Source organism: Novosphingobium album (ex Hu et al. 2023), from assembly GCF_022832385.1.
In the GTDB taxonomy this organism is placed as follows: Bacteria; Pseudomonadota; Alphaproteobacteria; order Sphingomonadales; family Sphingomonadaceae; genus Novosphingobium; species Novosphingobium album.
Genome location: NZ_JALHLE010000001.1, coordinates 159,447 through 170,601, shown reverse-complemented (window position 1 = coordinate 170,601; position 11,155 = coordinate 159,447). Strand labels below are relative to the sequence as shown.

Here is an 11,155-nt window from a genome sequence, read left to right as displayed (position 1 = left end):
TCCGCCGGGCAATTGGCGTTATGGGACGGACTGCACGACCGGCTCTGACGTGAACTTTGTATCGCTGCCTTTGGTCTTCTTGTCAGGCTTGCTGTCTTTGCCGTCGCTGGCCTGAAGTGCATCGCGGTGTGCTTCGGCAATCGAGGGAGGTGCGGGGCGTGCGGGATATTTGCACCCGCGCGCTTCGCCCACGCCTTTAAGGAAGCCCCGGCGCGCGACACCCGCCTGGATCGCCGCGCTGACTTTGCGGTCCTGATCGTTGGCGCCCGAAATTTCGCGGATCAGGCCGCGAAACGGGATGAAGGACGAGACCAGCCATTTGGCCACCCGGCCGCTGCTGATGCGATCACGCTCTTCCTTGGGCAAGTCTATGTCAGGGCCGAGCACTGCGTCCAGATCCGTAATGGCAGTGGACAGCTGGCGGCACTTGCCAAGCCCCTTGAGCGCATAAGGATCGGCCACCGCTGCTATCAGCAGCGGCGGGATTTCGCCGTCTCGTCCGACATTGAGATCGTCAATCGGGGTCTTGGCGACATCCTCGACATCCGGATCGCGATCGGTCACGGGTTTGGCCTGTTGCTCGGCGAAGACAGGGGAGGCGAGCAGCGCTGCCGCCGTGCCCGCGGTCAACAACAATTGACGCATTGCCTTTCCTCTCAATGGCTCGCCCGCACTTCTCCGTGCGCGGCACTGTTGGGTCAGCCCATGTCCTTGAACGTGTCGCAGGCATCCTCGTTCCCAGTTTCAAGGCCCGTTTTCAGCCATTTCATCCGCTGCGCGCTGGTGCCGTGGGTAAAGCTTTCCGGGGTGACACGCTGCCTGGCGTTCTTCATCAGCGTATCGTCGCCGATGGCGCTGGCGGCGGTGAGGCCTTCCTCCATGTCGCCCGGCTCGATCAGATCGCGGTTCTTGCCGGCCCAGACGCCGGCGTAGCAGTCGGCTTGCAGTTCCATCCGTACCTGCAGGGCATTGGCCTGCGACGGGCTTTTCTGCTGGGCGCTTCGGACCTGACTGTCGAGCCCGAGCAGGTGCTGGATGTGATGGCCATATTCGTGCGCCACGACGTAGTAGCGGGCGAAGTCTCCTCTGGCGCCAAGCTGCCTGTCGAGCTGGTCGTAGAAGCTGGTGTCGATGTAGATGCCCTGGTCCGCCGGGCAGTAGAACGGTCCCATCGCGCTCTGGGCCACACCGCAGCCCGATTGGCCGGTGCCATTGTAGAAGTGCAGTACCGGCTGTTCGTAAGCGATGCTGGCTTGCCGGAACAGGGGCTCCCATGTGCTGTTGAGCGAATCGAGTGCATTGCAGGCCTCGAGCGAATAGGCGTTTTCACTGCAGATGGTCGTGGCGTCCGTGGACGCCGCCTGCGGTGCGGATGCCGGGGCTTGCTGCTGCACGTTCTCCAGCGTGCCGAGCATCTGGCCGGGATCGACGCCGAACACGAGCGCACCGATCAGCACGATCACGAGTGTGCCGCATCCCAAAGTGCCGCCGCCGCCGGGTATCCGGCCACCGCCACCGCCCCGGCTGACGCGGATGTTGGCGGGATCGAACCTCTTCAAACGCATGGGAATGCATCCTTGATCGCCGGCGCCAGGTGCGCCTCTTGCCATCTGGGTAGCCGGGCAGCCAATGGCGGATCAATGCCTATCGTGTGGAGACGGAAGCGAGGGGCGAGCAGCCATGCCGCGCAGGGTTTCCGAAAAAGCGATAAAACGCCCGCATTCAGCTGCAATTTTCACACCTGCTTGGGAAATTCCTCGTATAGACTGGCCGCGATGGGTCCGGGTTCATTGGCAGGCATGGGAAGGAAGGTGGTGCTGGCGTCGTTCGCCGTGCTCCTGATTACGCTGTCCGGTCCATCTCCTGCCAGGCCCAACCGTGCGGACCGCGAGCTCGAGGCGCGGCTGCGCGCGCATATCGAAGTTCTCGCCAGCGATGATTTCGACGGCCGCGAGCCGGGTACGGATGGCGAGGCCAGGACGCTGCGCTACCTCGGCCGCGAATGGTACAATATCGGGCTTGTTTCAGGGACCAACGACCCGGGGAACGAATGGTTTGCGCCGGTGACGCTGGTTGCGCGTGAACCGGCGGCTTCGTCGGCGCGGTTCCTCCGCAAGGGCTACCGCACGCCAATCGCGCCGCAGGACGTGCTGGTGCTGACCTCCGGCAAGCGCAGTCTGGTGCGCAATGCGCCGCTGCTGTTCCTTGGCCGGGCTGAAGGGGCGGAGTTTACCCGCAACGAACTGGCAGGCCGGATCGCAGTCCTGCTCGATGGGGATACACCCGACAGCAAACGCCAGAACGAACTGCTGGCGATGGGCGCTTCGGCGGTGCTGACCGTGCTCGACGGCGATCGCAACATGGAGGAAGTCGCCGCACGGCGGCAGCGGTCCGGCTATGCTCTGGCCGACGATTCGCTCGGAGGCGATCTCGAAGCGTTCATAAGCCGCGATTCCATGGAAATGCTGCTCAAGGGGACGGCGCATTCGCTTGATGATCTTGAGAAAGCGGCCGCAGAACCGGGCTTCGCACCGTTTACGCTAGACGTGAGCGCTTCGCTGGAGGCGACCACGCGCGAAACGACAATCCACACGCACAACCTGATCGCCAAGCTTCCCGGCAAGCATCCCGAGGCAGGAGCTGTGCTGTTTCTGGCGCATTGGGACCATTTCGGTGAATGCGGCGACGAGACGGCCGAGGACCGGATCTGCAACGGAGCCATCGACAATGCCAGCGGTGTCGCCGCACTGACGGAAGTCGCCCGCCGTCTGGCCAGGGGACCGCAGCTGGACCGCGACGTCTATTTCCTGTCCACCACGGCCGAGGAACTGGGGCTGCTGGGCGCCCATGCCTTTGCGGAAAACCCGCCGCTGCCGCTCGACCATATCGTGGCCGCCTTCAATATCGATTCCGACGCGATCGCTCCGGCCGGCACACCTTTCACCATTGTCGGGCGTGGCATGACCGGGCTCGATTCGGAAATCGCCAAAGTGGCCAGGGCCGGGCATTTCAAGCTGCTCGTAAACGACGAGGCCAACGAATATGTGCGGCGTCAGGATGGCTGGGCATTGCTGCAGCACGACATTCCCGCCGTCATGGTTACGACGGCTTACGGCAAGATCGAGCTTATGCGCGATTTCTTCGAAGGGGATTATCACCGGCCGAGCGACGATCTCGAACATCTCTCGCACCCGCTGCAGCTTGGCGGCGCCATGGACGACGTGAAAATGCTGACGGCACTGGGGCGCTGGTTTGCCGATCCGCGCAAGGTGCCATTCAAAGCGGGGCTATGACGGACGCCGCTGCATCCGATTGCAGCCTGCCTGTGGCCTAAGAAAACTCCCCCCTAGCCCAATCCGCTCCGCTTGATTACATGGGCCGCCACGATTCTCCCCGCAAAGGCATTGGTGGCATATATGGATATCCAGATCGGACTCACTTTCGACGACGTCTTGCTGCGTCCGGCCAAGTCCGACATCGTGCCGACTCAGGCGGATACCCGGACCTTCCTGACCCGCGAGATTGCCCTCAACATTCCGGTCATTTCCTCGGCCATGGATACCGTGACCGAAGCGGACATGGCGATTGCCATGGCGCAGATGGGCGGCATCGGCGTGCTGCACCGCAATCTGACCGTCGAGGAACAGTGCGCGGCGGTACGTGCGGTGAAGCGCTTTGAAAGCGGCATGGTGGTCAATCCCATCACGATCGCGCCCGATGCCACGCTGGGCGAGGCGCAGGCGCTTATGACGGCCAACAAGATCAGCGGCATCCCGGTGGTCGAGGCTTCGGGCAAGCTGGTAGGCATCCTCACCAACCGCGACGTGCGCTTTGCCGACAATCCGGCTCAGCCAGTTCGCGAACTGATGACGCATGAGAACCTTGCGACGGTCGGCCTCGGTGTGGCGCAGGAGGAAGCCCGCAAGCTGCTGCACCAGCGCCGCATCGAAAAGCTGCTGGTGGTGGACAATTCGTTCCGCTGCGTTGGCCTTATCACCGTCAAGGACATCGAGAAGGCTGTCACTTACCCTGACGCCACCAAGGATGCGGCCGGCCGCCTGCGCGTTGCCGCTGCGACCACAGTGGGCGACAAGGGCTTCGAGCGCACCGAGGCGCTGCTCGCTGCCGAGTGCGACGTGGTCGTGATCGACACCGCGCATGGCCACAACAAGGACGTGGCGCTGGCGGTCGAGCGTGTGAAGAAGCTCTCCAACTCGGCGCAGGTCATCGCCGGCAACATCGCCACTGCCGAAGCGGCGCGGGCGCTGATCGATGCCGGTGCGGACTGCGTCAAGGTAGGCATCGGGCCGGGCTCGATCTGTACCACCCGCATTGTCGCCGGTGTCGGCGTGCCACAGCTCACCGCCGTGATGGAAGCCGCCGAGGAAGCCGACAAGTCGGGCGTGCCGGTGATCGCCGATGGCGGTCTGCGCACTTCGGGCGATGCCGCCAAGGCGCTGGCCGCCGGTGCCTCCACCGTGATGATCGGCTCGATGCTGGCGGGCACCGAGGAAGCTCCGGGCGAGACGTTCCTCTATCAGGGCCGCGCCTACAAGTCATACCGCGGCATGGGGTCGGTCGGCGCGATGGGCCGCGGTTCGGCAGACCGCTATTTCCAGGGCGACATCAAGGACCAGATGAAGCTGGTCCCCGAGGGCATCGAGGGCCAGGTGGCCTACAAGGGGCCCGCCAAGGATGTGATCCACCAGCTCGTCGGCGGCATCAAGGCGGCCATGGGCTACACCGGCTCGCAGACGATCGAGGACCTCCGCAAGAACTCGACATTCATCCGCATCACCAATGCGGGCCTGCGCGAGAGCCACGTCCACGACGTGACGATCACCCGCGAGGCGCCGAACTATCCGACGCGGTAAGATACCGAGGGGGCTTGTCCGATGACCCCCGCCGCGCGCGTTCAGGCTGCCATCGAAGTGCTCGACCTCGTGATCGAGGCCGCGCGCAGCAATGGCGCTCCGGCGGATCGCCTGATCGCCGACTGGTTCCGTCCGCGCCGTTTCGCGGGCAGCGGAGACCGGCGCGCAGTGCGCGAACTGGCCTACCGCGCGATCCGGGCCTGTGGCGAAGTGCCCCAGAGCGGCCGTGCGGCCATGCTGCGGGTCGCGGCGGAGGATGATCAGCTCGCTGCACTGTTCGATGGTTCGCGCCATGCGCCTGCGCCGATCGCGGCAGATGAAGCCATGGCGGCTAGCGGCGTCGCGCCCCAATGGCTGATGGACCGGCTGGCCGCGAGTGGCGTGTCCGAAACCGAAGCCGCCGCGCTGCTTGATCGCGCCCCGCTCGACATTCGAGTCAATACGCTCAGGGCCGGGCGCCTGACGCTGCCGGAAGGGGCTGAGCGCACCGTAGCGGCCAACGGCTGGCGCTATCCGCCCGAAGCACGGATCGAACAGACGCCCGCCTATGCGTCCGGCGCCATCGAGGTTCAGGACACCGGCTCGCAGCTCACCTGCGAAGCCTTGAGTGCCCGACCCGCTGAACTGGTGATCGACTTGTGCGCCGGGGCAGGGGGCAAGACCCTCGCGCTGGCCGCCGCGATGGAGAACCGGGGCACGCTGGTCGCCTGCGATGTCGATCGCACGCGCCTTTCGCGCCTTGCCCCGCGGGCCGAACGCGCCGGGGCTACCATGGTCGAGACGGTGCTGCTCGATCCCAATCGCGAGATACAGGCGCTGGAGCGCTTTGCCGGGAAGGCGGATGCCGTGCTGGTTGATGCGCCGTGCTCGGGCACGGGCACCTGGCGGCGCAATCCCGAAGCGCGCTGGCGGCTCACCGAAAAGCAGCTGGCCCGCTATGTGGAGACGCAGGCTCGCCTGCTGGACATGGCGGCGGGGCTGGTCCGGCCCGGTGGGCGGCTGGTCTTCGTCACCTGCTCGCTGCTGGACGACGAAGGTGCCACGCAGGCGCAGGGCTTCCTGCAGCGCCATCCTGGCTGGCAGGCCCTGCTGCCCGCGCTTCCGGCGGGCACGGCCCGCAGGCAGGGCATCCGATTGTCACCGTTTCATGACGGCACGGACGGCTTTTTCGTCGCACGCTTCGGTTGCGTGTGATAGCGTCCGTTACCATGATGAGGACGAAACCCTCGGCCAAGGACTTGCTGATGCGTTACACGCCCGTTGCTGTTGCCCTTTCCCTGCTTGCCGCCATCTCTTCCAGCGTATCCTATTCGCAAGCGCCCGAGGCGCTCGATTCGCGTGCGGTGAAGCTGCTGGGCGAAGGACGCGCGGCGCTGGCGAGCGGCAATACCGGCGCGGCCGTCGATGCTTACGAGTCCGCGCTTACGGTGGCTCCGGGCAGTGTTACCGTGCTGCTCGCGCTGGCCGATGCCACGCGCAAGGAAGGGCTGCAGGGCAAGGCGCTGCACTACTACCGCGTTGCGCTGACGGCGGACCCGCGCAATGTCGAGGCGCTGGCCGGAGAAGGCGTGGCGCTGGCAGAGAAGGGCGCGACGGAAAAGGCCAACCGCAACCTTGCCCGTTTGCAGACGCTGTGCGGCAAGGACTGCTCGGAAGCGAAAACGCTTGCCGCAGCGATCGCCAAGGGACCTTCGCAGCGCGTGGTCACGGCCGAGGCGGTGACGCCCAAGCCGGTGATTAGCGAGAACTAGAGCCGCTTGGCGGGATCTGATGCCGGCTTTCGTGGCCTGGCTGCCGACAGCAAACGTTTCGGACATGCCGACACAGCGGCAATGGCAGGATTGCGCTGCGGCGCGGTCTTAGCGATCTCTGACAACTGCATTTGTAAGCCGCGACGTGGAAAGAAATGCCATTTGTGGTCAGCGCGCTATACCCGGCAGACCCGCAGTAACCGGTGTGGAGAACAAGATGCAGGCCATCAAGGCCGTTTCCGAACTTGAGGCCTTATACGATTCCGTGGTGCCTGCCGCACTGACTAAGGTCTCGCCTCGGCTGACGCCGCGTTATCGGGAGTGGATCGGCGCGTCCCGGTTCGTTGTGCTTTCGACAGTCGGGCCGGACGGCACCGACGCCAGCCCTCGAGGCGATATCGGGCCAGTCGCACAGATTGCCGACGACCAGACGATTCTGATTCCCGACTGGCGCGGCAACAACCGGCTCGATTCACTTCGGAACATCGTCGCCGACGGCCGGGCAAGTTTGATGTTCATGGTTCCCGGCTGCAACAATGTCGTGCGCGTCAATGGGGATGCCATAGTCACGACGGACGATGAACTGGTTCGATCATTCGAGCGAGACGGCAAGGCGCCCCGAACCGTGATCGTCATCACCGTCAGGGAAGTTTACTTCCAGTGCGCCAAAGCGTTGATGCGATCGGGCCTTTGGTCAGGCGAAGATCACAGTTCCAGCGTGCCAACGGCAGGCCAGTTCATCAAGGAGTTGCAATCCGGGTTTGACGCCGAAGCCTATGACGAAGGGTATCGCGAATATGCCAGAACTCGCATGTGGTGATCGGCAGGTAGCAGATTGTTGGGTGCCTAACCGATCCGCGCTCAGATCAGCGCCCGGAACTCTTCCAGCACCGCGCGGTAGACGCGCTTCTTGAACGGCACGATCAGGTCGGGCAGCAGTTCCGCCTCGACCCATTTCCAGTCGAGGAATTCGGGCGGCTGGTGGGCGTTGAGGTCGACGTCGGCATCGCTACCCTCGAAGCGGCCGAGGAACCAGTGCTGGCGCTGGCCGCGGTACTTGCCCTTCCACAACTTGCCCATAAGTTCGTCGGGCAGGTCGTAGAGCAGCTCTTCCTTTGTCTGTGCAAGAATCTTGACGTGCTCTTCGCGCACGCCGGTTTCTTCCCAAAGTTCGCGGTGTGCGGCGGCCTTGAGGTCCTCGCCCTTGTCCACGCCGCCTTGCGGCATCTGCCACCAGTCGCCCTCGCGCGTGTCGATTCGCTTGCCGACGAAAACTTTCCCGTCGTGATTCACCAGCATGACGCCGACGCAGGGACGGTAGGGCAGAGTCGAAAAGTCATTCATCGGGAAAGGTAATTCCGTGATTTATGGGAGATGCGCTGGCAGGAAAGGAGAGTTAGGATCGCTGGGGCACAACGCATGTATGGGAGAATGGCCCAAGGCGGCGCTCTTGACTAGCTTGTTTTATGGTTCTCAAGGCGGAATGTCAGGATTGTTCGCCTGAGAGATTTTCTAAGTTGCGTCCCGGAGCGGGGAGGCTCAGGGGCGGGATAACACAGCAGTTCCGGCATTTTGCCGAAGAGGAAAAGAATGGCCACTATCACAGCCGAGCACGAACACGAGGCATCCGTGCAGGACGCCTCGCCCGAAGCCGTCGTCGTGCGTTTCGCGGGCGACTCCGGTGACGGCATGCAGCTCACCGGCGGCCAGTTTACCCTGTCGACCGCGCTGGCCGGCAACGATCTGGCCACCTTCCCGGACTTTCCAGCAGAGATCCGTGCGCCGCAGGGCACGCTGTTCGGTGTCTCCGCGTTCCAGATCAATTTCGGTTCGAGCGAGATCACCACGGCAGGTGACGCGCCCGACGTGCTGGTGGCGATGAACCCGGCTGCGCTCAAGACCAATGTCCCGGCGCTCAAGCCCGGCGGCCTCGTGATCGCGGACACCGGCGAGTTCAACAAGCGCAACCTCGAAAAGGCGAAGTACGAGGTCAACCCGCTCGAAGACGGCAGCCTTGCCAAGTGGGACCTGCTGGCTTTCGACATTTCGGCACTGACGCTGGAAGCGGTGAAGCCCTTCGGCCTTGGCAACAAGGAAGCGCTGCGCTGCAAGAACATGTGGACCCTCGGCCTTGCGCTGTGGATGTTCGACCGTGACCGCCAGCCGCTGATCGACTGGCTCAAGGGCAAGTTCGCCAAGAACCCGATCCTCGCCGATGCCAACATCGCCGCGCTCAACGCAGGGCACGCCTATGGCGAGACAGCGGAACTGGCCGGGCCGCTCAAGAAGCTGCACGTCGATCCGGTGCCCAGCGAACCGGGCCTCTATCGCACGATCACCGGGGCCGAAGCGGTGTCGCTCGGCCTCGTGGCCGGTGCGCAGCTGGCCGAACTGCCGATGTTCTTCGGCGGTTATCCGATCACCCCGGCTTCGGCGATCCTTCACAACCTCGTGAAGATGAAGGAATTTGGCGTCACCACCTTCCAGGCGGAAGACGAGATCGCGGCGATCTGCGCGGCCATCGGCGCGAGCTACGCCGGCCAGCTGGGCGTCACCTCGTCCTCGGGCCCGGGCATTGCGCTCAAGGGCGAGGCGATGGGACTTGCGGTGATGACCGAGCTGCCGCTCGTCATCGTCAATTCGCAGCGCGGCGGTCCGTCGACGGGCCTGCCGACCAAGACCGAGCAGTCGGACCTCTATCAGGCGGTCTATGGCCGCAATGGCGACGCGCCGATGCCGGTGATCGCCGCCTGCTCGCCCGCCGACGCGTTCGAATGTGCGATCGAGGCCTGCCGCATCGCGGTGCAGTTCATGACCCCGGTCGTGCTGCTGACCGACGGCTATATCGGCAACGCCTCTGAACCCTGGAAGGTGCCTGATCCGGCCAGCTACAAGCCGTTCCCGGTCACATTCTTGGAAGAGACCAACAATCCGGACGGCAAGGTGCTGCCCTACAAGCGCGACGAACGCGGCGTGCGCCCGTGGATCAAGCCCGGCACGCCGGGCCTGATGCACCGCATCGGCGGCATCGAGAAGGGCATCGATACCGGCGATCTCGACTATTCGCCGGCCGTCCACCAGGCCCAGACCGACGCCCGCAAGGCGAAGATCGACGGCGTGGCCAAGGCGCTCCCCGCGCAGGAGGTGTGTCTGGGCGAGGAAACCGGCAAGCTGGCCGTGGTGGGCTGGGGCTCGACGTACGGCCCGATCCATCAGGCCGTGCGCCGCGCCCGCAAGAAGGGCCTTTCGGTCAGCCACGTCCACGTCCGCCACGTCTGGCCGTTGCCGGAGAACCTCGGCGACCTGCTGAAGCAGTTCGACAAGGTGCTCGTGCCCGAGATGAACACCGGCCAGTTCAAGACCGTGCTGCGCGACCAGTTCCTGATCGACGCCAAGCCGCTTACCAAGACCAGCGGCCAGCCTTTCACCATCGCCGAGCTTGAAGCGGCGATCGAAGAAGCTCTGGCCTGAGGGGACGATACCGATGAACGACATGACCCCCATCACGACGACGCTCAAGGACTGGGAATCGGACCAGGAAGTCCGCTGGTGCCCGGGCTGCGGTGACTACGCGATCCTCAAGGCCGTGCAGCGCACGCTGCCGATGGTCGGTGCCGATCCGAAGAACACCGTGTTCGTCTCGGGCATCGGCTGCTCCAGCCGTTTCCCCTACTATGTCGAAAGCTACGGCTTCCACACCATCCACGGCCGCGCCCCCGCGTTCGCGACCGGCGTCAAGCTGGCCAACCCGGACCTCGACGTCTGGCTGGTGACGGGTGACGGCGACGGCATGTCGATCGGTGGCAACCACACGATGCACGTGCTGCGCCGTAACCTCGATTGCCAGATCATGCTGTTCAACAACGAGATCTACGGCCTCACCAAGGGCCAGTACTCGCCGACCAGCCGCGTGGGCACCAATTCGCCGACCAGCCCGATCGGTTCGGTCGACCGCCCGGCGCTGCCCTGCGCCTTTGCGCTGGGTGCGGGCGCGCGCTTTGTGGCGCGCGGCTACGACATCTCCAAGGACCTGCCCGAGGTGCTGGTAGCGGCCTACAATCACAAGGGTGCCGCGTTCGTGGAGATCTTCCAGAACTGCATCGTCTACAACAAGGACCGCTTCGACGACTTCACCCAGAAGAAGGTCGCCGACGAGACGCAGGTGTGGTGCCGCGACGGCGAACCGCTGCTGTTCGCCAAGGGCACCAAGGGCCTCGCGCTCGATTGCGATACGCTTTCGCTCAAGGTCGTCGATGTCGTCGATGGCGACTGGCAGGCGGCTGGCGTCGCGGTTCACAACGTCAAGAACCGTGGCCTTGCGCACATGCTGGTCGAAATGCCCTTCGGCGCCTTCCCGATGGCGCTCGGCGTGATCTACGACGATCCGCGCCCGACCTTCGAGAGCGAAGTCGTGGCCGAACGCGCCAAGCTGATCGAGGGCAAGACGGCCAATCTCGCCAAGCTGCTGTCCAAGGGCCAGACCTGGACGGTCGAGCCCGAGGCCTCGCACGGGCTGATGGACTGATCCGC

General features: G+C 64.4%; 10 protein-coding genes. 7 read left to right on the top strand and 3 right to left on the bottom strand.

Features of this window, described 5'->3' with window-relative positions:
* Positions 1 to 18 precede the first annotated feature (18 nt).
* Together MTR64_RS00895 and MTR64_RS00890 are read right to left on the bottom strand one after the other, a co-directional pair.
* A complete protein-coding gene (locus MTR64_RS00895) occupies positions 19 to 645 on the bottom strand; it encodes a hypothetical protein (RefSeq protein ID WP_243989844.1) in 627 nt (208 codons plus the stop codon).
* 53 nt (positions 646 to 698) lie between these two features.
* Entirely contained in the window at positions 699 to 1,565 is an 867-nt protein-coding gene (locus tag MTR64_RS00890) for a neutral zinc metallopeptidase (RefSeq protein WP_243989843.1), read from the bottom strand.
* 234 nt (positions 1,566 to 1,799) lie between these two features.
* Between MTR64_RS00890 and MTR64_RS00885 the strand changes: the two genes are divergently transcribed.
* The 5 genes from MTR64_RS00885 to MTR64_RS00865 all read left to right on the top strand — a co-directional run bounded on the left by MTR64_RS00885 (position 1,800) and on the right by MTR64_RS00865 (position 7,445).
* Positions 1,800 to 3,293 (top strand): M28 family peptidase, encoded by a 1,494-nt coding sequence (locus tag MTR64_RS00885; RefSeq protein ID WP_243989842.1) that lies wholly within the window; start codon positions 1,800 to 1,802, stop codon positions 3,291 to 3,293.
* Between the two features lie 123 nt (positions 3,294 to 3,416).
* Complete coding sequence (gene guaB / locus MTR64_RS00880; protein ID WP_243989841.1) at positions 3,417 to 4,874, top strand: IMP dehydrogenase; 1,458 nt, start codon at positions 3,417 to 3,419, stop codon at positions 4,872 to 4,874.
* 21 nt (positions 4,875 to 4,895) lie between these two features.
* Positions 4,896 to 6,068, top strand: a complete 1,173-nt coding sequence (locus tag MTR64_RS00875) for an RsmB/NOP family class I SAM-dependent RNA methyltransferase (protein ID WP_243989840.1) — start codon at positions 4,896 to 4,898, stop codon at positions 6,066 to 6,068.
* 14 nt (positions 6,069 to 6,082) lie between these two features.
* A complete protein-coding gene (locus tag MTR64_RS00870) occupies positions 6,083 to 6,625 on the top strand; it encodes a tetratricopeptide repeat protein (RefSeq protein ID WP_243989839.1) in 543 nt (180 codons plus the stop codon).
* 217 nt (positions 6,626 to 6,842) lie between these two features.
* Positions 6,843 to 7,445, top strand: coding sequence for a pyridoxamine 5'-phosphate oxidase family protein (locus MTR64_RS00865; RefSeq protein WP_243989838.1), 603 nt, complete (start codon positions 6,843 to 6,845; stop codon positions 7,443 to 7,445).
* 41 nt (positions 7,446 to 7,486) lie between these two features.
* On the opposite strand, the gene MTR64_RS00860 is transcribed toward MTR64_RS00865, so the two are convergent.
* The gene (locus tag MTR64_RS00860) at positions 7,487 to 7,969 is read right to left on the bottom strand and encodes an RNA pyrophosphohydrolase (protein ID WP_243989837.1); all 483 of its coding nucleotides are present in this window, start codon (positions 7,967 to 7,969) and stop codon (positions 7,487 to 7,489) included.
* Positions 7,970 to 8,215: 246 nt separating this feature from the next.
* Here MTR64_RS00860 and MTR64_RS00855 point away from each other — a divergent pair, with 246 nt between their 5' ends.
* Positions 8,216 to 10,096 (top strand): 2-oxoacid:acceptor oxidoreductase subunit alpha, encoded by a 1,881-nt coding sequence (locus MTR64_RS00855; RefSeq protein WP_243989835.1) that lies wholly within the window; start codon positions 8,216 to 8,218, stop codon positions 10,094 to 10,096.
* 13 nt (positions 10,097 to 10,109) lie between these two features.
* Positions 10,110 to 11,150 (top strand): 2-oxoacid:ferredoxin oxidoreductase subunit beta, encoded by a 1,041-nt coding sequence (locus MTR64_RS00850; protein ID WP_243989833.1) that lies wholly within the window; start codon positions 10,110 to 10,112, stop codon positions 11,148 to 11,150.
* Positions 11,151 to 11,155: the final 5 nt, after the last annotated feature.

Bases quoted from the DNA above. Each gene is read 5' to 3' on its own strand.
- MTR64_RS00865 (WP_243989838.1), top strand. From the start codon at position 6,843: ATGCAGGCCATCAAGGCCGTTTCCGAACTTGAGGCCTTATACGATTCC.
- MTR64_RS00850 (WP_243989833.1), top strand. From the start codon at position 10,110: ATGAACGACATGACCCCCATCACGACGACGCTCAAGGACTGGGAATCG.
- MTR64_RS00870 (WP_243989839.1), top strand. From the start codon at position 6,083: ATGATGAGGACGAAACCCTCGGCCAAGGACTTGCTGATGCGTTACACG.
- MTR64_RS00885 (WP_243989842.1), top strand. From the start codon at position 1,800: ATGGGAAGGAAGGTGGTGCTGGCGTCGTTCGCCGTGCTCCTGATTACG.
- MTR64_RS00895 (WP_243989844.1), bottom strand. From the start codon at position 645: ATGCGTCAATTGTTGTTGACCGCGGGCACGGCGGCAGCGCTGCTCGCC.
- MTR64_RS00875 (WP_243989840.1), top strand. From the start codon at position 4,896: ATGACCCCCGCCGCGCGCGTTCAGGCTGCCATCGAAGTGCTCGACCTC.
- MTR64_RS00855 (WP_243989835.1), top strand. From the start codon at position 8,216: ATGGCCACTATCACAGCCGAGCACGAACACGAGGCATCCGTGCAGGAC.
- guaB (WP_243989841.1), top strand. From the start codon at position 3,417: ATGGATATCCAGATCGGACTCACTTTCGACGACGTCTTGCTGCGTCCG.
- MTR64_RS00860 (WP_243989837.1), bottom strand. From the start codon at position 7,969: ATGAATGACTTTTCGACTCTGCCCTACCGTCCCTGCGTCGGCGTCATG.
- MTR64_RS00890 (WP_243989843.1), bottom strand. From the start codon at position 1,565: ATGCGTTTGAAGAGGTTCGATCCCGCCAACATCCGCGTCAGCCGGGGC.